The sequence below is a fragment of the Niabella yanshanensis genome, from assembly GCF_034424215.1.
Lineage (GTDB): Bacteria > Bacteroidota > Bacteroidia > Chitinophagales > Chitinophagaceae > Niabella > Niabella yanshanensis.
On record NZ_CP139960.1, the window covers coordinates 2,092,899 to 2,113,259 of the forward strand.

Annotated in this window: 17 protein-coding genes; 2 read left to right on the top strand and 15 right to left on the bottom strand. The window is 42.8% G+C overall.

The genetic code is table 11. The annotated features are described in order from the left end of the window. Nucleotides 1-5 precede the first annotated feature (5 nt). Complete coding sequence (locus U0035_RS08390; RefSeq protein WP_114789545.1) at nt 6-389, top strand: ribosomal maturation YjgA family protein; 384 nt, start codon at nt 6-8, stop codon at nt 387-389. A gap of 6 nt (nt 390-395) precedes the next feature. Here U0035_RS08390 and U0035_RS08395 read toward each other — a convergent pair whose 3' ends face one another. After that, entirely contained in the window at nt 396-1,301 is a 906-nt protein-coding gene (locus U0035_RS08395) for a bestrophin family protein (protein ID WP_327138740.1), read from the bottom strand. Nucleotides 1,302-1,355: 54 nt separating this feature from the next. Between U0035_RS08395 and U0035_RS08400 the strand changes: the two genes are divergently transcribed. Beyond that, nucleotides 1,356-2,021 (top strand): peptidase M10, encoded by a 666-nt coding sequence (locus U0035_RS08400; protein ID WP_114789546.1) that lies wholly within the window; start codon nt 1,356-1,358, stop codon nt 2,019-2,021. Nucleotides 2,022-2,058: 37 nt separating this feature from the next. Here the strand turns inward: U0035_RS08400 and U0035_RS08405 are convergent, their stop codons facing one another. The 14 genes from U0035_RS08405 to mraZ form a co-directional block, all read right to left on the bottom strand. Next, nucleotides 2,059-2,982 carry a TIGR01777 family oxidoreductase gene (locus tag U0035_RS08405; RefSeq protein WP_114789547.1) on the bottom strand — a complete coding sequence of 308 codons (924 nt, stop codon included), beginning with the start codon at nt 2,980-2,982 and terminating at the stop codon, nt 2,059-2,061. Between the two features lie 188 nt (nt 2,983-3,170). After that, on the bottom strand, nt 3,171-5,159 hold the full coding sequence (ftsZ, locus tag U0035_RS08410) for a cell division protein FtsZ (RefSeq protein WP_114789548.1): 1,989 nt from the start codon (nt 5,157-5,159) through the stop codon (nt 3,171-3,173). Between the two features lie 189 nt (nt 5,160-5,348). Next, complete coding sequence (gene ftsA, locus U0035_RS08415; RefSeq protein WP_114789549.1) at nt 5,349-6,737, bottom strand: cell division protein FtsA; 1,389 nt, start codon at nt 6,735-6,737, stop codon at nt 5,349-5,351. Between the two features lie 47 nt (nt 6,738-6,784). Then, the gene (locus tag U0035_RS08420; RefSeq protein WP_245957613.1) at nt 6,785-8,179 is read right to left on the bottom strand and encodes a cell division protein FtsQ/DivIB; all 1,395 of its coding nucleotides are present in this window, start codon (nt 8,177-8,179) and stop codon (nt 6,785-6,787) included. 1 nt (nt 8,180) lies between these two features. Beyond that, nucleotides 8,181-9,569, bottom strand: a complete 1,389-nt coding sequence (gene murC / locus U0035_RS08425; RefSeq protein ID WP_114789551.1) for a UDP-N-acetylmuramate--L-alanine ligase — start codon at nt 9,567-9,569, stop codon at nt 8,181-8,183. 1 nt (nt 9,570) lies between these two features. Continuing rightward, nucleotides 9,571-10,662 (bottom strand): undecaprenyldiphospho-muramoylpentapeptide beta-N-acetylglucosaminyltransferase, encoded by a 1,092-nt coding sequence (gene murG / locus U0035_RS08430; protein ID WP_114789552.1) that lies wholly within the window; start codon nt 10,660-10,662, stop codon nt 9,571-9,573. Further along, nucleotides 10,655-11,971 carry an FtsW/RodA/SpoVE family cell cycle protein gene (locus U0035_RS08435; protein ID WP_114789553.1) on the bottom strand — a complete coding sequence of 439 codons (1,317 nt, stop codon included), beginning with the start codon at nt 11,969-11,971 and terminating at the stop codon, nt 10,655-10,657. Before U0035_RS08435 ends, murG begins: the two co-directional genes overlap by 8 nt. Before the next feature lie 66 nt (nt 11,972-12,037). Continuing rightward, nucleotides 12,038-13,375 carry a UDP-N-acetylmuramoyl-L-alanine--D-glutamate ligase gene (gene murD, locus U0035_RS08440; protein WP_114789554.1) on the bottom strand — a complete coding sequence of 446 codons (1,338 nt, stop codon included), beginning with the start codon at nt 13,373-13,375 and terminating at the stop codon, nt 12,038-12,040. Between the two features lie 2 nt (nt 13,376-13,377). After that, nucleotides 13,378-14,649, bottom strand: coding sequence for a phospho-N-acetylmuramoyl-pentapeptide-transferase (gene mraY, locus U0035_RS08445; protein ID WP_114789555.1), 1,272 nt, complete (start codon nt 14,647-14,649; stop codon nt 13,378-13,380). A gap of 77 nt (nt 14,650-14,726) precedes the next feature. Continuing rightward, nucleotides 14,727-16,190 carry a UDP-N-acetylmuramoyl-L-alanyl-D-glutamate--2,6-diaminopimelate ligase gene (locus U0035_RS08450; RefSeq protein WP_114789556.1) on the bottom strand — a complete coding sequence of 488 codons (1,464 nt, stop codon included), beginning with the start codon at nt 16,188-16,190 and terminating at the stop codon, nt 14,727-14,729. 42 nt (nt 16,191-16,232) lie between these two features. Continuing rightward, a complete protein-coding gene (locus tag U0035_RS08455) occupies nt 16,233-18,365 on the bottom strand; it encodes a penicillin-binding protein (RefSeq protein WP_114789557.1) in 2,133 nt (710 codons plus the stop codon). A 38-nt stretch (nt 18,366-18,403) separates the two neighbouring features. After that, entirely contained in the window at nt 18,404-18,742 is a 339-nt protein-coding gene (locus U0035_RS08460; RefSeq protein WP_114789558.1) for an FtsL-like putative cell division protein, read from the bottom strand. A 57-nt stretch (nt 18,743-18,799) separates the two neighbouring features. Continuing rightward, nucleotides 18,800-19,771, bottom strand: coding sequence for a 16S rRNA (cytosine(1402)-N(4))-methyltransferase RsmH (gene rsmH / locus U0035_RS08465; protein ID WP_114789559.1), 972 nt, complete (start codon nt 19,769-19,771; stop codon nt 18,800-18,802). A gap of 69 nt (nt 19,772-19,840) precedes the next feature. Beyond that, a complete protein-coding gene (gene mraZ / locus U0035_RS08470) occupies nt 19,841-20,293 on the bottom strand; it encodes a division/cell wall cluster transcriptional repressor MraZ (RefSeq protein WP_114789560.1) in 453 nt (150 codons plus the stop codon). Nucleotides 20,294-20,361: the final 68 nt, after the last annotated feature.

Below are 20,361 nucleotides of genomic sequence, written 5' to 3' on the forward strand. Positions count from 1 at the left end.
ATACAATGCTCATATTCAGGAAAAAATATTTCTTCTCTTTCGTCTTATTATTTGTTGTGGAAGTACTGATTGCGCTCTATATACATGATAATTTTGTACGACCTTATATCGGTGACGTATTCGTTGTGATACTGATTTATTGCTTTGTAAAATCTTTTATAAAACTACCGGTTCTACCTGCTGCAACCGGTGTACTGGTATTTTCTTTTATTATTGAAACACTTCAATACTTCAATATTGTGGACCGGCTGGGGCTGGGACATTCAAAACTTGCCAGAACGGTGATCGGTACCTCTTTTGCGTGGGAAGATATAGGGGCTTATGTTGCCGGGTTCATTATCATACTCCTCGCCGAAAGATCCGGCAGCATAAAAACAAAGGACCGCTGACAATCATTACATCTGGTAATAGGTATTATTTTCTTCTCTCACCGGCAGGTTCGGGTCTCCTATCATCTGTTTAATATTGATCTCAGTGGTAGTTGCCAAAGCCGTCATGGGTGTATCTACCGGTGTATTCTCGAAAGGGTCCTGCATAATTATAGCAGTTTTCTCAATAGCAATAAACATTACCGGTAACGCAATGGATAACAGAATTTCGGGTACAATAAAGTTATCGCTCAAGCCAAAGGGCAATATAAACGTGAATGCGAAAATCAAGGTATGTAACAGCATGCTGTACGATCGGGGAAAAACCGTTTTTTTAATACGCTCACACTTTCCCATCGAATCGCAAAGCCGTGCTATGGTGGTATCTAATTGCACCTGCCTGAATTCGCTGATTCGCCCCTCATCATACCAGCGTTTTATTTGAGCTGTATGCTGGTCTAACAGGGCATTGGGAATATTATCGGCCATTATATTATTGGAATTAATGTATGATTGAACGCGATCTGAAAAAGGCAGCTGCCTTAATGACTCGCCCAGTGCATAGTTCCAGATAACCTGCCGGTGGGCAAAGGCAGTTATTTCCTTTTCATTATCGTCTTTTATAAATAGCTGAACCTCCCTGATCAATGTTCTGGAATCATTGACAATGGCACCCCATACAATACGAGCCTCCCACCAGCGCTCGTATGATTGTGCGATACGAAAGGCTAGAAGCAGGGATACCGCCGTGCCTACGATAGAAGGAATCGCGATGGGGAAGGTAAGTTCCTTTAACAGTCGGAAATGATCCAGCCAGCCAACCAAAATAGCAAATACACTGATGGCCAGTATTTCATATTTGATCTGCCTGAGAAAGTAAGGAATGGAAATTTGCTTGTTCAGCAACATAGAATAATTATTTGTAATAATCATTTTCAAAAAAAATGCCACTTCCTGCGATAGGATTATCTTTAAAGAAAAATAATAATGGGCACTGTAGAAGTTCAGACCGGCAGCGTCATTTGCATTTCGTCGCATATTATAACTTATGGCAATGCCGCCAGCGAAGAGATCACGAACCAGATAAAGGAAGAAATAGAGACCATGTGGAATGAGCCTTTGGCCAGCATCTACTTCAACCACGATACCTATAAAGTGCAATTTAAAATAACGGCCGCTTACAATCCTGCAATGGAGCCCGAAGAGATACTGGCTAATGACAACCCTTTAAATAACTATTTCCGGATTGAAGAATTTGCCCACGGCAATATTTCTTTTGTAGACGGATTAGGTTGCAATACGGGATATTTCAAACTGGAAAACCTATACAAAGGTTCTACCACCGCAGCACATGAGTACGGGCATACATTGGGATTGGAGCACCCCTCTGATATCGACCTCAGAGGCAAAGGTGTGCCCGGCATCATGTACCCCCGGGGAACCCTTGTAGATGCTGCTTTTCAATATGATCCTGCACAACCTGCAGGTACCAAGGGCGGTACGATGCATCCTATGTTTCGAAAAGTAACACAAAATGATATTGACTTATTACAACTTCACCGCCTGGATCTCATCAATAATGTAGCCATCGTAGGAGATTTCAGCAGCGTATGGCATCCTGATCATAGAGATATAGATATTGGTTTTGCATAACCGGGTAATGTTGATCAACCTTTCCTGGCTTTTCCTCTTACCCCGTAAGTTGTAAGAGAGCCGAATGTAGGGTTGGATAGGAGAAGCTAAAACCGGCATCCTGAATTTTTTGTGAACTCACAGTAGTGCTTTTCAGTACCTCAACTGCCATTTCACCGAGAACGGTTTTTAACACCCATTTCGGAACAGGCATACTGAAGTAAAATTTCCCTTTCCCAACCCTGGCTAGCTGGGTTATTAACTCCCTGTTACTGATAACTTCGGGAGCTACTGCATTATAGCTGCCATTAAAAACACTATGCTCTATAGATTCTATGTATAACTGTACCAGGTCATCGATATGTATCCAGCTCACCATTTGCTTACCGGAACCTAATACAGCTGCTACCCGGAATTTTAACGGTTTTTGAAATTCTTTTAATGCACCACCCTCATTACTCAAAACGATACCCGTACGGAGCTGCACCAGCCTTACTCCCATTGCCCTGACAGGTTCTGTTGCTTTTTCCCATTGATAACAGGTCTCGCCGAGAAAATCGTGTACGTACGGGTCATTTTCATTAAAAGGGGTAGTATTTGGAATCATGGGATCAGTACCATACCAGCCAATGCCCGAGGCACTTACCAAAGTTTTTACTTTATGGTCCGATCGCTTTAAAGACTTTACCAGTAACTCACCGCTTTTAACGCGGCTATCCAGAATTACCTGCTTTCTTTTGTCCGTCCAGCGTTTCTCACTTATGTTGGCTCCCGCCAGGTGAATAATGTGATCAGCCGATGCTACGGCTTTATCATCTATTGTTTGCTTCTCAACATCCCAGTAGGCATATTGCACATTGGGATCCCTTGGACCTTTTTCGCCCCGCGTCATTACCAGAACTTGGTATTTTTTTCGCAATAGTTCTTCCACCAACACATTGCCTACCAACCCTGTTCCCCCGGTAATTAAAACAGATTCCATATACTGGTTATTTAAATAGCTCCAACAAATATTACTTTATTAAGTTCTGAAGAAACAGGTTAAATCTTCTATTTTGATTCAATGATGACAAATACCATGCAATAAAATATCAGCAACAAAAAACCCCCGCAAAGCGGGGGTTAACAACTATAAAACTAAACCAAACTCCACGTGAATTTCCACAGGGTCTAATCTGGCTTTTTACCATCTAAAAACGTGTTGATGGTATTGATCTGACCATGGTTTTGATCATCGGAAGAAACTTCAAATTTGCTATAGTAACTTTCTATATGAGAAGTGTTATTTTTCAGCTCCATGTTACGCCTGATATAAGCAGGCACATTCTCAAACTCATCAGTAGGATCATTGGAGTTGACGTTAAAAGAAAGATTACGCAGCTTTTGAATGCGTTCTAATTGCCTGCGTTTCCTCATCTCCTCTTCTTCGTAAGCATCATTCAATGCACTAATAGTTGGTTCCACCTCTTTCTCTTTCTCCTTTTCCATCGAAGAGATACTAATCGTTGTTTTTTCTATTTCAATCACTTCCTCTTTTTCGTAAACGGTAAAAGGATTTTTCAAAGGCTCTTCTGTTTTTACTTCCTTGGCAGGTGAAGCAGCTTCTTCTTTTGCCTCTGCATAAATATTTGCAGGTTTGGACAAATAGGTTCTCAATGGCTCCTGTTTTACCTCTTCTGCTTCTTTCTCCTGTTGTTGTGAATCCTCTTCTTTCTGAGTTGCGGATGTCGGCTCAAAAACCCTGTTCCCCGGAACAGCTGGAGAATAGAATATATCTTCAGCCTGGTCGTCAACCGCTACTTCTTTCTCAATATTTTCTACATCCTTAACAAATCGCAGGTCTTCCTCACCCGAACTCAATAAAAAAGTGCTGGTTTTTTCTTCTTTTACAACATCTTCTACGGTTGGCATGGGAGCATCCATAAATGAAAAATCATCGATCAATTTGGGCGCCATGGGATCGGGCTTCAAAGCGATAGGCTCGTGTGTCGCAGGAGCAGAAGCAACAGGTGCTGGTGCTGGTGTGGCTGCCGGGGCTACTACTGATATCGCAGTGACTTTCTCTTCAGTTACCGCAGGTACAGAAGCTACAGGTGCCGGTACTGACGCCGCCGGATTGTCACCGCTAAGGCGCATCACAATTTTTCCTTCAGCTGCTTCTTCTTTTTTCAGAACCGGTTTAACGAAAGGGTCTTTATTCTCAAAGCCTGTTGCGATCAATGTAATACCAATCTGATCTCCCAGGGAGTTATCATATCCCAAACCTAAGATTACATCCGTGTTATCACCTGCATGACTTAACAGGTAAGCCTGTATCACTTCAACTTCATCCATAGTAAATTCATGTTCACCTTCGGCAGAGTTGATATTAATCAGGATCCACTTAGCGCCTTTGATATCATTGTCATTCAGCAACGGAGAATTCAGCGCTTCTTCAATTGCATGCTGGGCCCTGTCTTCACCTCTTGCTGCAGCATTACCCAAAATAGCCCGTCCTCCGTTCTTCATTACTGTGCAAACATCCGCAAAGTCAACGTTGATCTGGCCGGTAGAGTTAATGACATCGGTAATACATTTAGCTGCAGTAGCCAATACATTATCTGCTTTTTCAAAAGCCTCTCTCATTTTCAGGTTACCATACTGATGACGTAACTTGTCGTTACTGATCACCAGTAAGGTATCAACATATTGCTTTAACTGGTTAATACCTTCTTCGGCTTGCTGCTGACGTTTTTTACCTTCGTAAGCAAAAGGCGTAGTTACGATACCTACCGTTAATACACCCAGGTCCTTACAAATTTTAGCAATAATAGGCGCACCTCCGGTACCGGTACCACCACCCATCCCGGCAGTGATAAAAGCCATTTTAGTGTTTACCTCTAAAATCTTTCTTATTTCTTCCAGAGATTCTACAGTAGCCTGGCGACCGATCTCGGGATTAGCGCCCGCACCTAAACCAGATGTTAACTGCGGCCCCAGTTGTATTTTATTAGGAATTTCGCTGTTAGCGATTGCCTGCGCATCCGTATTACAAATAATGAAATTTACGCCATCTATATCCTGACTGAACATGTGGTTTACAGCGTTACCGCCGCCACCGCCTACACCTATTACTTTCAAAATAGATGATTGCTCGGTTGGTAAATCAAATTGTATCATAATTTAAATTTTTAGTACGCCCTGGGGCGCACAATTTTGAAATGGGTTAGTGAGTTGTACAACCTTACTCCGCTCCCCCTCTCCAACCTCCGTCGTTTTCTGACAGATCTGGAGAAGGGAAACAAGGCTTAAGGAAAATGAAAAACTATTAAAAAGAACTATTATAAAACTAATGTGGATCATATCTGATTAGTGCAGCTGCTCATCGCCTTCTTCCGCAAAAATCTTGATCAATCCATCTTTAAACTTCCTCCAGAAGCCATCGTTCAATGTCTTCTTGGGCTTTGCTACTACTTGCGTCTCTTCCTGTTCCAATGATCCCGCCAAAGCATCTTCTACCTCGCTCTTACCATCTTTTAATCCTTCTGGTACTTCTACACTGATAAAGCTTTTTTCAAATACCTTACGGTTGTTCTCATAATCATCACATCCTTTTAATATCAATCCTAAACAGGTAGAATAAGTTGGTTTTGCCAACTCCTCTATATGACCAGCCGCCAGATGCTCATTTGGCAATCCAATGCGAGCCGGCATACCGGTTACATATTCTGTAAGTTGTATCAGGTGTCTTAACTGAGATCCGCCTCCTGTTAACACGATCCCCCCGTTCAACTGGCGGTTGTCCATGCCAATTTGTTTCAGGTGGTAAGTAACGAAGTCCAGTATTTCGCTCATGCGCGCCTGTATAATATTGGCCAGGTTTTTAACACTGATTTCCTTGGCAGGCATACCACGTAAACCAGGAATAGTAATGTAGGCATTAGCTTTTGCCTCATTGGCTAAAGCACTACCAAACTGCGTTTTCATTTGCTCCGCCTGGCTTTTCAATACACCCAAGCCTGTTTTAATATCATTCGTAATATTTTCACCTGCAAAAGGTATAACAGCCGTATGACGTAATACGCCTTCTGCAAAAACAGCAATATCCGTTGTACCGCCGCCGATGTCTACAATTGCTACTCCTGCTTCCAGGTCTTCCTGCGCCATTACCGCTGCAGCAGAAGCCAAGGGCTGCAATACCAAATCTTTGGTACGCAAACCGGATTTTTCTACGCTTCTGTTGATATTGCGGATGGCATTTTTATCGCCTGTAATAATATGAAAGTTGGCCCCGAGCTTCACACCACTATAACCAATAGGCCTTACGATATTGGGCATATTATCAATCGTATATTCCTGCGGAATCACATCAATGATCTGGTCACCTGCCGGAATATATGTTTTGTACTGTTTGCTGATCAGCAGATCTACTTCGGCCTGCGTGATTTCCTCTTCTTCTGTCTCGCGAACAATATCGCCGCGCGTTTGAAGACTTTTAATGTGATGACCGGCGATCCCCACATACACATCATTAATGTTCAGGTTGGGATTCAGAGAAATACAATTCTCTAAAGCCTGCCTGATCGCTTTGATCGTTTCGTCAATATTTAATACCTGGCCATGCTTTACGCCATTGCTATTGGCTTTACCAAAACCAAGGATCTCCAGCTTGCCAAACTCGTTCTTACGACCGGCAATTACGGCGATCTTGGTGGTACCAATATCAAGGCCTACAATAATGGGTTGTTCGGAATTCATAGTATATCGTTTTTTTAGTTGTTTTATCTTTAAGTACTTTATTGCTTCTACCGTTTTTTATCGTTGCTTTTTGACTGTGTCTTTTTCTCCGGATCGGGTTTCGCCAATAAGTTTCTTTTCACCTCCTCCTTTTTGGGTTCCGGCTTCTTTATCACCGCTTTTTTAATTGCTGTATTCTTCTTCGTACCCGTCGAAGACTTTGTGTTTGTTACTTTCTTCGCTTCAGTTTTCTTCGGCGATATTTTAGTACCCGATTTCTTCGTCTCCACTTTCTTAGCTGTTACCGTTTTTTTAGTTTCAGCTTTTTTATCAGTAGCTTTTGCAGGTTTCGTTATCGCAGGCTTTGCAGCAACTTTTACTACGGGTTTTGCTTCTTTCTTAGTGCCGTTTTTCGATTCTGCTTTTTTAGGAGCTGCTACAATCAACGGCTCTTCTTTCTTTACAGCCTCCGGTTTATCATTACCCAGGTACAACAACGAGTCTCCTGTTTCATCGTTTACATTATACACTTCCATTGCCTGGCTGGAAGAATCCAATGGAGGCAAGGCTGCATTCAATGAAGGCGCAATTTCCAGCATCTCATTAGATGCTCTTGACTGCTGTAACAAGCTTTCAATATTCTTTCTCAACTGCATTGAATCTACTTTTGAATAATGGCCTTTCACTCCTATTACCTGCCCGTTGTACTGCACATCGATTTTCTGGTACTTGTCAAAGCCGGTACGCTTCAATACCTGGTCATAAAACAGGTATAACCTGTGAAACTTGGAAGCGATATCTGTTCCATCGCCCAAGTCAACTTTATGATTTCCTACAACCGGTATCATCGACATGGTCCAGCAATCTGCACCACAATTATTGATATCAATCTGGGCTACCTGGGCATTCCAGAATGGATCTTCATTAATGAAAGATGCAGTAGCTATCACATTTTGCACTAACACGCTATCTGCCCCATTCATTATTTTTTTGGACGGATAACCTGTAAATACGGGCAGGTCGAGACTTACTTTATCTGAAAGGGGAATCTGCTTTGCGGCTTCGTCGATATAGAATGATGCTCCTAAATTCGTGAATACCCTGGCCAATGGCTTACGTTCAGTTACATTTGCATGCAACACATTATTATTGTCAAAATACAGGTCTGCATTATACACCCATGCACTCTGTTCCAACAGGTCTTCTATTACGGGTAAATTAAACTCTGATTTAGGCTGGCCTTTTATCCCACCCTTTGTAGCAGCTTTCAACAATTCTGCAATCTGTTCCTTCGATGTAAAAAGCATTCCCTCTTTAAAGCCTTCAATTTCGATACTATAGCCATTGCATACTCCTGCTTCCTGCGCACGCATAGCGGCTGTAATAACCGTGCCCATACCAATGGCTACACCCAACCACATTAGCGTCAAAAAAAATCTCTTTATGGCTCTCTTTTTTCTCACTTTACTTTGTTAAAATCTGTTTGATAGGTTCTATCAGTTTATCGATATCTCCTGCCCCTGCTGTTATGATCACCTCTCCCTGTTCCCTGTTTCGGTTCACCGAAAAGTCTGCTTCTATCCAGTCCAACAACTGTTCTTTCGTATACAACGCTTTACTTTTAGCATTCACATAATCCAGTACCAGGTTGCTGCTAACACCCTCGATCGGTAATTCTCTTGCAGGGTAAATGGGTAATAACACGACATTATCCACCCCACCTAGTACTTCGGCAAATCCTGCGGCGAAGTCCCGGGTTCGGGTAAATAAATGAGGTTGAAAAATAAGCGTACATCTCTTTTCCGGGAACAGTGTTTGTACACCATTTATCAACGCTTTTAATTCCTCCGGGTGATGCGCATAATCATCCACAAAAACCAGGTCTTTTTGATTAACGATATACTCGAACCGCCTTTTCACTCCTTTGAAAGTGGTTACCGCTGCTTTTATTTTTTCGGCCTCTATACCCAGGTCGCTGGCAACACCGATTGCGGCCATCATATTCTCTACATTATGCATCCCCCCCATATTCAACCTGATATCGCTGATCCGGTTCCCGGGAAGCACCGCATCAAAAGAATAGCCTCCTTCATGAACACGAATGTTTGTTGCATAAACTTCAGCGGTATCGTCCTGGATGCTATAAGAAACAGTCCGGTCTGCTACAATTTCCTGCTCCAGCCCCAACTTCTTCAATAACAAACCACCCTTTTTGGTTTTAGCAGCGAACTGGCGGAAAGCATCTTTTACATTTGCTTCGGTCTCATAAATATCCAGGTGATCCGCATCTGTAGCAGTGATTACCGCTACATCCGGGCTTAATTTCAGGAAACTCCTGTCATATTCATCTGCCTCAATAACACAAACATTGTTATCGCTGCTCCAGAAATTTGTACCATAATTTGCTGAAATGCCACCCAGGAAAGCATTACAACCATATCCGCTATGACGCAGCAAATGAGCTACCATTGTTGACGTAGTTGTTTTACCATGCGTACCGGCTACACAAATATTAAAAGAGCCTTCGCTGATCACCTGTAAAATATCACTACGTTTCACTACAGCATAGCCTTCATTTTGGTAAAATACCAGTTCTTTATGATCCTTGGGTATAGCCGGAGTATACACTACATAATCTGCTTCTTTAGGTATCAGAGTCAGGTCTTCGTTATAGTGTATGGCTATGCCCTCCTTTTCAAGCTGGCTCGTGATCGCCGTTTCCGTACGATCATAACCACTTACCTTTTTACCCAGGGAAAGAAAATACCGCGCAATCGCACTCATACCTATCCCACCTATACCAATAAAGTATACCGCCTGAACCTCGTTTATATGTTTGCGTACTGCGCTCATTTTATTTTATCGTATTCAAAATTTCATCAGCTACTCTTTCCGCCGCATTGGTTATAGCCAGCCTGGAAAGGTTGGCACTGATCTCTTTTCGTTTATGTTCATCTGCAGCCAAACCAACCGCCATCTTAACAACGCTGCTTTTAGCCTCAGCATCTTTAACCATTATTGCGGCATTTTTATTCACCAGCTGCTGCGCATTAACGGTCTGATGATCTTCTGCAGCAAAAGGATAAGGAACAAAAATCGCCGGCTTTTTTACCACGCATATCTCCGCTACTGTCATGGCCCCGGCCCTTGCTATAACCATATCAGCCGCAGCATAAGCGTATTCCATATTGGTTATAAACTCATTCGCCCAAACCTCTTTATGTAATACAGCCTGCTGTGCAGCTTCTGCCGCAAGGCTTTTACCGGTTTGCCAGATCACCTGCAGGCCCGCGTTCAATAATTCATCCAACCCCGTCAGAACCGCTTCATTTATAGATTTAGCACCAAGGCTCCCCCCAACCACCAACAGCGTCGTCTTATTAGCTTCCAGTCCAAAAAATGCTAATGCCTTATCCTTTGTAATCGCTGCTTCCACAATTTGTTTCCGTACCGGGTTACCGGTAACGGTTATTTTCTCAGCCGGAAAAAATCGCTCCATTCCATCCGTGCCTGTAAAAATGCGGGTTGCACCCTTTGAAAGCATCTTATTAGACTTGCCTGCAAAAGAATTGGACTCGTGAATAAAAGTGGGTATTCCCTTAGCCTGCGCTTGTTTTAAAACAGGAAATGTAGAATATCCACCCACACCAATCACCGCATCAGGTTTAAAGTCTTTAAATATTTTTCTTACCTGGAAAAAGCTCTTAATGATCTTTACCGGCAAGCCTATATTCTTGATCAAAGAACTACGATTCAATCCTGCTATGTCGATACCCACGATAGAATACCCTGCCTGTGGTACCCTGTCCATCTCCATTTTACCTTTCGCCCCAACAAACAAAAATTCAATACCAGGCTGCTTTTGCTTCAGCGCATTGGCTATAGCAATAGCCGGGAAGATATGCCCTCCCGTTCCACCACCTGCTATGATTATTTTTTTATTCACTTTCTTCTTTATTTTCTGTCACAACCGGCTCTGTTGCTTTAGTTGCAGGCTCGAGGTTTTCTACGTTCCTGGACACGCTTAAAATAATTCCTATCGCCAGGCAGGTAAACAGGAAACTGGATCCGCCCATGCTTACCAATGGGAGGGTTACACCTGTAACCGGAAACAGGTTAACTGTTACCGCCATATTTGCCAATGCCTGTATGGCCAATGTAAAACTCAGGCCTAAAGCCAGGAAGGCACCAAATGCAAACGGGCATTTTTTAAAGATCCTGATACAGCGATACAAAAAAACCAGGTATACAAAGACCAGGAAAGCACCTCCCAATATTCCATACTCTTCAATAATGATCGCAAATATGAAATCGTTATAAGCCTGGGGCAGATAGTCGCGGGTAGTACTATTTCCAGGTCCTACCCCCAGGAAGCCTCCTTTTGATATGGCTATCTTGGCCTGGTTCACCTGGTACATTTCATCATTATCAGCTTCCTTCCCTCCGTAAATAAAGTTCTCTACCCTGCCTACCCAGGTGCTTACACGAACCAGTATGCCGCCTGATTTCCTGGTCGTTCCCTCAACATGTTCTGTAGCTGTTGTGGTTTCAGCTGCATTTATCTCCGAACTATGCCTTGCAACAGCAGCTATAATAAGCATTGTAATAGGTATTAACGCCAACCCTATTACCATTAATAAATGTCGGGTATCAACCCTGCCAATGAACAACAGTATCATACAACTGGCGCCCAACAACAAAGCTGTAGACAAGTTAGCCGGCGCAATAAATAAACAGGTAATACCAATGGGCAGAATAACCGGCAAAAAACCTTTTTTAAAATCCTTTATTACCTGCTGTTTGCGGCTTAACAACCGGGCGAGATACATGAACAATGCGAGCTTGGCAAGATCAGAAGTTTGCATGGTCATGTTAATAATGGGCAATTTGATCCAGCGGCTACCTTCATTTATTTTGGCCCCGAAAAACAAGGTATAGATCAGGAGCGGTATGCTCAGCAAAAAAAGTATCTGAGCCACTTTAGAATACACCGTATAATTAACCCGATGCGCAAAATAAACCACTCCAAATCCCAGCAAAATAAATACAACCTGTTTAAAAAGATAGATTTCTGTATTACCTTTATAGTTTTTGTAAGCCAGAGAACCTGTTGCACTGTATACAGCCAGCAATGACACCAGTGTTAACAACACTACCAATGCCCATATAACTTTGTCCCCACGCGTATGGCGATCCAAATTATTGCGCCAGTCGGTAGAAGGAATTGTATTTGATATTTCGGACGTTACAGACATATACTATTGTTACTGGATGCAGGATGTCAGATATTTAATGCCGACACCCGCTCCCGGATATTTATATTAAAGATCAATAACCGCTTTCTTAAACTGCGTGCCCCTGTCTTCATAATTTTTAAACAGGTCGAAACTGGCGCAACCCGGACTCAACAACACCACATCACCTTTTTCGGAGTAGCTGAATGCTGCGGTAACTGCTTCCTGCGCACTAGCCGTATCCACTATTACAGGCACTACACCATCAAAAGCAGCATGAATTTTCTGGTTATCTAATCCCAGGCAAACAATGGCTTTTACCTTTTCCTTTACCATGTCCATTAAAAGACTATAATCATTTCCTTTATCAACTCCGCCTAACACCAGAATAGTTGGCTTATCCATGCTCTCCAGCGCATACCAGGTTGAGTTAATATTAGTAGCCTTGCTATCATTTATAAACTCAACCCCGCGAATGGTAGCCACATGTTCCATCCTGTGCTCCAGGTTCTGGAAGGTTTGAACTGCTTCACGGATTTTCTCCTTCCGGATTTCCATTGTGGTACCTGCCAGGCTTCCCGCCATAGTATTGTATTGATTGTGTTTACCCTTTAGCGTAAAATCATATACGCTCATTGACATAAAATCATCGCCTGTTCTAACATACATTTCGCCATCCTTAATAAAAGCGCCGTTGTTTTCGTGTGCCATACTAATCGGTAATTGGTTTGAGTTGATTTTAAATTGATCGATGTATCTCATTGTTACTTCATCATCCATATTGTAAATGAAGTAATCGCCCTTCTTTTGATTTTCTATTATTCTAAACTTGCTCCTGATATAATTCTCGAAATTGTAATCGTAACGGTCCAGGTGATCTTCGGTAATATTGGTAAGCACCGCTATGTCGGGCCTGAATGTAATAATATCATCCAGCTGGAAACTGCTCACCTCTACTACATACACAGGTTTGGGGTCTAAAGCTACCTGCCTGGCAAATGACTCCCCGATATTACCTACGAGCGCTGTATTCAGCCCTCCGGTATTAAGAATATGATAGATAAGAGACGTGGTAGTTGTTTTACCATTACTACCTGTTATAGCAACTATTTTGCTATCACCTTTATACCGGTAAGCCAATTCTATTTCACTGATAACAGGTATGCCTTTTTTACGAATCTGCTTTATCAGCTCATTTTTTTCGGGTATACCCGGGCTCTTCACCACTTCATCAGCTTCCAAAATCCTGTCTACACTATGTGCGCCCTGCTCCCATTCTATGCCGGCAGCATCCAGTTCGTTACGATATACTTCTTTCAAAGAACCTCCGTCAGAGACCAATACCTCGTAGCCTTTATGCTTAGCCAGTACTGCCGCACCAACGCCACTTTCTCCTCCTCCTAATATCACCAGTTGCTTCGCCACTATTACCTCAGTTTAAGTGTTACCAGACAAATTACAACCAGCATTACCTGTATGATCCAAAATCGGGTTACGATCTTTGCTTCGTGATACCCCTTCTTCTGAAAATGATGGTGCAACGGGCTCATCAGGAAAATGCGCCTGCCTTCGCCATATTTTTTCTTGGTATACTTAAAGTAAGTCACCTGTAAACTCACGCTCAATATTTCTACAAAAAACACCCCGCAGAAGATAGGGATCAGTAATTCTTTATGCACAATGATCGCTATGGCAGCTATAATGCCCCCTAAGGTTAAACTACCCGTATCTCCCATAAACACCTGTGCGGGATAAGAATTATACCACATAAACCCTACGCAGGCCCCGATCATCGCTGCCAGGAAAATAGATAATTCTCCCAGGTTGGGTATATACATGATATTCAGGTAATCGGCAAAATATAAATTACCACTGGCATAGGCGAAGATCCCGAGTAATACCCCTATAAGCGCCGAGGTTCCGGAGGCCAGTCCATCCAAGCCATCTGTAATATTTGATGCATTGGAAACCGCTGTTATAATAAATATTACCACAAGAATATAAAGCACCCAGGTATAATCTTTCAGAGAATCGGGCAATAGCTTCGAGTAATTAAACTCATGATTTTTTACAAAAGGAATAGTAGTAATGGGCTCTTTGGATTCAACAAAATATTTGGCTTTGCCGTTTACCATTTTGGTGATCACTTCAGGTTTGGAAGGATTTCCCGTGTATTCTCTCCATATCTTAACATTGCTGTTGAAATACAAAACAGAACCTACCAATATACCAATACCCACTTGCCCGAAGATCTTAAACCAGCCCGCTAAACCATCCTTATCCCCTTTTTTATAAGCAACTCCCTGCTCCTGTGCCAGGCGCTTGGCCCTCAGCTTTAAATAATCATCAATAAACCCGATAATACCTAACCAAATTGTACAAGCCAGCATCAGCAATACATATACAGTATTTAACCGGGCAAATAACAAGGTTGGTATCAGTATCCCCATGATGATAATGATCCCACCCATTGTTGGAGTACCTTTTTTGGCCTGCTCACCGGCTAATCCCAAATCACGGACAGTTTCCCCTACCAATTTGGCACTCAGCAGGTTGATCAGCTTTTTACCGTACACCAATGTAATGATCAAAGCAAGCAGCACAGCCATCATCACACGGAAGGTCTGAAACTCCATCAATTGCCTTCCCGGGAAATTAATCCCTTGTTGCTTAAACCATTCAAATAGGTGATATAACATAATTCAGTTGATTTGTTGACAAGTTGATCTGTTGATAAGGCACCTTACTGTTCATTTCAACTTTTCAACCTTTTAACTTATTTACTTAATAATTCGAACACCTCCCTCACTACTTCCTTATCATCAAAATGATGTTTTACTCCATCAATTTCCTGGTACTTTTCGTGGCCCTTACCAGCTATCAATACAATATCTTCTTTACCCGCCAGGGTGAGTGCCGTTTTTATCGCTTCTCTTCTATCTGTTATAGAAATACACTTTCTTTTGGATGCTGCCGGAACACCGGCCTCCATATCCCTGATAATTTCGGCTGCATCTTCAAACCTCGGATTATCACTTGTCAGTATTACCTTGTCACTATACTCGCAAGCGACTTCAGCCATAACAGGTCTTTTGGTTTTATCCCTGTTTCCCCCACACCCTGCCACTGTAATCACCTGCTCAAATCCCTTCTTTAATTTTTTGATCGTAGCCAACACGTTCAATAAAGCATCCGGCGTATGCGCGTAGTCGATAATCGCTATCACTTTTTCATTAGGAGAAATGATGTACTCGAAGCGTCCTTCTGCTCCATTCAAAATGCTGAGTGCTTGTAACACTTCATACTTATCCTGCTCCAAACAAATAGCCGCACCATATACTGCCAGAAGATTGTGGGCGTTAAAAGACCCAATCAACCTGAAATGCACCTCCTGCTCATCAATCAGCATGTGCAGGCCCATGATGCCGTTATCAAGAATCTTTCCTTTAAAATCGCTCACTGCTTTCAACGAATAGGTTTTAGCTATAGCCGCTGTATTCTGCAGCATCACCATCCCGCGCTTATCGTCTATATTCGTAATCGCAAAAGCTGTTTTAGGTAGCTGATCAAAAAACATCTTTTTCACCCGGATATATTCATCAAAGGTTTTATGATAATCCAGGTGGTCATGAGATATATTAGTAAAAATGCCGACGGCAAATTCGAGCCCTTCAATTCTACGCTGGTTGATAGCATGAGAGCTCACTTCCATAAACACATAAGCACAACCCTCTTCTACCATCTGCCCCAGCAACCGGTTTAGTTGCACCGTATCAGGCGTAGTATGGGTTGCAGCTATTACTTTGCTGCCGATATGATTTTGAACAGTGCTCAATAAACCACATTTATAACCCAGCGCACTAAACAGCTGATACAGTAGGGTTGCAACCGTTGTTTTTCCGTTGGTGCCGGTAACACCTATCAACTTTATCTGAGCAGAAGGGCGACCGTAAAAATTATGGGCGATAATTCCTGCTGCTGCAGCGCTATCCTCTACCTGGATATAAGTAACAGCCCCATCCATGGTTGCGGGCAATGCTTCACATACAATGGCTACAGCCCCGCCTTGTATTGCTTTCGAAATAAACTGGTGTCCGTCTGCAGCAACACCCTTTACTGCAACAAATATATTACCAGGCTGCACACTACGGGAGTCTATAGCAATACCAGTGACAGCGATATCTGTAGCTCCCGCTACCGACTGCAAACTGGTCTTATATAAAATTTCCTGTAGTAACACTGTGACTCTTTATCTTTTGTTTGATTAAAATACCTTCTTTTACTAAGCCAGGCTTAGTACGATCGACTGCCCTTTTCTAAATGGCGCACCCGGCTGAATCGACTGAACAGCTACCTTCCCACTACCTTTAGCATTTACCCTAAGCCCCATATCTTCCAGCAACCTGATGGCATCTCTCAATCCCATACCTCTCACATTCGGCATCAGGTTATCCTTCACCACATTGGTTTGTAAAATTCTCTTGTAGTTGGTAGCGTACATGGTAGCCCAGTTGTTTTGCTGCAAAGAGTCCACATACTTCATATCTAAAAAACCAAGCACACTTTTGATACCAGCAGCGTGTCCTGCATAGAAATAGCTGGTGCTATCTGCTGCACCTTCATACATCTTTGGCGTCTTGCGGTCTACATACATTGAGTAGATCTTGGTTGCAATTTCCCTGAATACGGGAGCAGCCAATTGCCCCCCGTAATACAAACCCGAACCCGCCTTAGTCCTTATCACTACGATACAGGAGTATTGCGGATTATTAGCCGGGAAGTACCCGGCAAAAGAAGCCTGGTAAATCCTATTGGCATATCCTATACCACGGTCAGCCACCTGCGCTGTACCGGTTTTCCCAGCCACCAGGAAAGGCATGTCTTTAAAAACGCCTTTACCAGAGCCCTCCGTAATAACCAGTTCCAATGCTTTTTTTGCGGCTTCCAATGTAGCAGGCTTGCATATTTGCTGTTCTAAAACCTTCGGTTGCATTTGCTTAACAACAACACCATTGTTTCGGATACTATTTACCAGATACGGACTCACCATTACACCATTATTGCCAATTGCATTATATAAAGTAAGTAATTGCATTGGGCTTACTTGAATAGCATATCCAAAAGCCATTGTCACCAGGTTCATCAGGCCTCCATGACTGGCTTCCAGCGGAGCTACGCTCGGGCGCGGAATAGCCGATAAATCTATAGGTGATTTTTTAGTCAGGTGGTATTTATCCAGGTATTCTTTAAACTCTGTTGGTTCTTTACCAAAGGCTTTCATTGCCACACGCCCCATACCTACATTGGAGCTATGAGCGATACACTCTTCAATAGTCAGCACGGGTTTGGGCATACGGTGTGCGTCTGTAATAGGACGAGGCCCCACCTGCATGCGACCGGTGCTACCTACTTCGAACAGGTCGCCGGGTTTTACGTTCCCTTTATCCAGTGAAGCCAGGAAGCTAACAATCTTAATGGTAGAACCTGGTTCAGTTACTCTCAGCGCATAGTTATCATTCTCCCAATAAGTAGTATCCTCACCATTGCGCCCCAGGTTGGCTATTGCTTTGATCTTCCCTGTTTTGGTTTCCATTACAATGGCAGTTCCATATTCTGCATGTATAGATTGCAGCATACGCAGCAGGGCCGTTTCTGCTACATCCTGCATGTTTATATCCAATGTAGTATAGATATCGCGGCCGTCTTCAGGCTCTACCTCAAACCCTTGTACGGGCACAGCGCCACCAGAGGCGTAACGTACCAGGCGCTGTCCGCTCCGGCCATTCAATAAACTATCATAGCTCATCTCCAATCCCACGTTCATCTTCTTCACCTTGCCATCGCTGTTAACATACTCGCGGCTCAGTCCAATGGTTCTATTGGCCAGTAAGCCAAATGGTGCTATACGCTTGCTGGTTTGTTCTACAACAATACCACTCTTGTTTTTTCCCAGCCTGATCAGCGGAAATTCCCGCAAGGCCTTATAATCCTCGAAAGAGATCTTTTTCTTAAGCGAATAATAACGATTCCCTTTTGCATAAGCTTTATCAAATTCAGCCCTGTACTCCTTGGCAGTCTTATCTTTAAAATAACCAGCCATAGCGATAGCAAAAGAGTCGATATAAGTATTATATACTTTGCCGCCCTTATCTCTTAAACCATCGGCCTTGAAGTCCATATATATATCAAACTGCGGAAGCGAAGTGCTCAGCATCTGACCGTCTTCACTAAATATGGTGCCCCTGTCTGCATTAATCTCTACAATCTTCTGATGCATACTATCACCCATGCTTCTCCAATGCTCTCCCTGCAGCTTCTGGATCACTACGGCTTTTCCCAGAATCATTACAGACAGCACCACTATGCCGATAAAGCATAGATACACGCGCCATAATATATCCTTTTTAACCTCCATATTATTTCAACTGATGAAGAATGATATTAGTCAACTATTTATTCCTGAACACCCGCCAGATAATCTTCCAGCGAGTCTTTAAGTACATACGGTGTTTCGTTCAATTCGCTCAAACCCAGTGGCTGCAAAGCTTTCGATAACTGGCTGGGTTTGCTGCGAAACATCACCTCACTTTTCAAACTCTTATATTCCCACTGCAATTCCTTCACCTCTTTGGCCATAGCATTGATCTTTCGAACGGTTTTATCCGCCATGTGTCCATTGTAGATATATACTACTGCCAGAAAAGCAAGAAAAAAAAGGAAAGGCACCTGTTTTACAATGGATTGATAATTCAACCATTTCTTCCAATTAAACTTCACCTGCCCTTCTTTCATACCAAATGTTTTTATGGGTTTACTGATCAAATACTTCTGCCAATACCTGAAAAGGCGCTACAGACGTTCGGCTACCCGCAACTTAGCACTCCGCGATCTCGAATTATTCTTCAACTCATCCTGCCCCGCTGTGACCGGCTTACGGGTTATCACCGTAAATATTTCCTGTCTTCGTGTATTTATAAACGGATTCTCTTCTATTTCTTCAAAACTTCCGTCCCTGAAAAAGTTCTTTACCACCCTGTCTTCTATGGAGTGAAACGTAATAATTGCTATTCTTCCTCCGGGATTTAACAAGGATACAGATTGCTCCAGCATCTCTTTTAACACCTGTATCTCTTCATTCACTTCCATGCGCAATGCCTGGAACACCTGCGCAAAGTATTTATTCGGATTGCCCTTCACAACATCTCTTACTGCATTCTTAAATCCATCTATCGTTTTGAGTGATACCACATTTCGAACTGACACAATTGTTTTTGCCAGTGTTTTTGCGTTGGTCACTTCCCCATATTGTTCAAACAACTTATGCAATTGGGTTTCCCCATATTGCTGCACTACTTCGAATGCTGTTACCGATTGCCGCCTGTCCATTCGCATATCCATATCTGCATTAAACCGGATGCTGAACCCACGATCTGCTTCATCAAACTGGTGACTGCTTACACCCAAATCAGCTAAAATGCCATCTACCTTAGCTACCTCCTGGAGTCGTAAAAAGCGCTGGATATGCCTGAAGTTCTGCTGGATAAAAACCACCCTTTTATCATCGGGTACATTCTTAGCTGCATCTCCATCCTGATCGAAAACATATAGCTTCCCGTTTTCATTCAACTGCTCCAGTATTGCGGCAGAGTGCCCGCCACCACCAAACGTACAGTCTACATAAACACCATCTGGCTTTATTGCCAATCCCTCTATCGTTTCGTGTAAAAGAACTGGTATGTGGTAGCCGGTTGACTGGTTGATAGGTTGACTGGTTGACAGAGATTCTTGCTGTTGGCCCTCTTTGCTTTTTTTGTTATTCATACCTATTCAACTTTTAAACCCTGTCTGCTCCAAAGGAGTCCTTAGACCGACAGGCAGGTTGTAAACCGATCAACTAACAGAACCCATTACCATGCTTGCCAGGTCACTAAATGATTCAGGTGAGAAAGAATCAAAGAACTCTTTATATTTAGCACTATCCCAGATCTCCATCTTATTACCTGCAGGTACCAGTACAATATCTTTTTGAAGCCCTGCATACTCCTTTAAAGTGGGAGGCAATAACAACCTGCCCGCGCTGTCCGGCTCTACCATGGTAGCTCCATTTAGAAAGTAACGCTTAAACTGCCGAACCTTCGGATCAAAATCATTCAGCGCATTTACTTTTTCAGCAATAGGTTTCCAGGAACTGAGCGGGTACAGACTCAGGCATTTTTCAAAACCCCTGTTAATTACAAACTTCTCCCCATCTCCTTCCGCCAGCTGTTTTTTAAACCCAGCTGGTAAAAGAAAGCGGCCTTTGGCATCAACCGTAGCCTCAAATTCTCCGAGGAAGCCTGTCATAAATGAAATAACTGTTATTTAATGCACTAAACTAACACAAAGTAACACTTTTTCCCACTTACCTACCA

Bases quoted from the DNA above. Each gene is read 5' to 3' on its own strand.
- ftsZ (WP_114789548.1), bottom strand. From the start codon at position 5,159: ATGATACAATTTGATTTACCAACCGAGCAATCATCTATTTTGAAAGTA.
- U0035_RS08395 (WP_327138740.1), bottom strand. From the start codon at position 1,301: ATGATTATTACAAATAATTATTCTATGTTGCTGAACAAGCAAATTTCC.
- mraY (WP_114789555.1), bottom strand. From the start codon at position 14,649: ATGTTATATCACCTATTTGAATGGTTTAAGCAACAAGGGATTAATTTC.
- U0035_RS08455 (WP_114789557.1), bottom strand. From the start codon at position 18,365: ATGGAGGTTAAAAAGGATATATTATGGCGCGTGTATCTATGCTTTATC.
- U0035_RS08390 (WP_114789545.1), top strand. From the start codon at position 6: ATGCTCATATTCAGGAAAAAATATTTCTTCTCTTTCGTCTTATTATTT.
- ftsA (WP_114789549.1), bottom strand. From the start codon at position 6,737: ATGAATTCCGAACAACCCATTATTGTAGGCCTTGATATTGGTACCACC.
- mraZ (WP_114789560.1), bottom strand. From the start codon at position 20,293: ATGACAGGCTTCCTCGGAGAATTTGAGGCTACGGTTGATGCCAAAGGC.
- U0035_RS08405 (WP_114789547.1), bottom strand. From the start codon at position 2,982: ATGGAATCTGTTTTAATTACCGGGGGAACAGGGTTGGTAGGCAATGTG.
- rsmH (WP_114789559.1), bottom strand. From the start codon at position 19,771: ATGAATAACAAAAAAAGCAAAGAGGGCCAACAGCAAGAATCTCTGTCA.
- U0035_RS08435 (WP_114789553.1), bottom strand. From the start codon at position 11,971: ATGTCTGTAACGTCCGAAATATCAAATACAATTCCTTCTACCGACTGG.
- U0035_RS08460 (WP_114789558.1), bottom strand. From the start codon at position 18,742: ATGAAAGAAGGGCAGGTGAAGTTTAATTGGAAGAAATGGTTGAATTAT.
- U0035_RS08400 (WP_114789546.1), top strand. From the start codon at position 1,356: ATGGGCACTGTAGAAGTTCAGACCGGCAGCGTCATTTGCATTTCGTCG.
- murC (WP_114789551.1), bottom strand. From the start codon at position 9,569: ATGAGCGCAGTACGCAAACATATAAACGAGGTTCAGGCGGTATACTTT.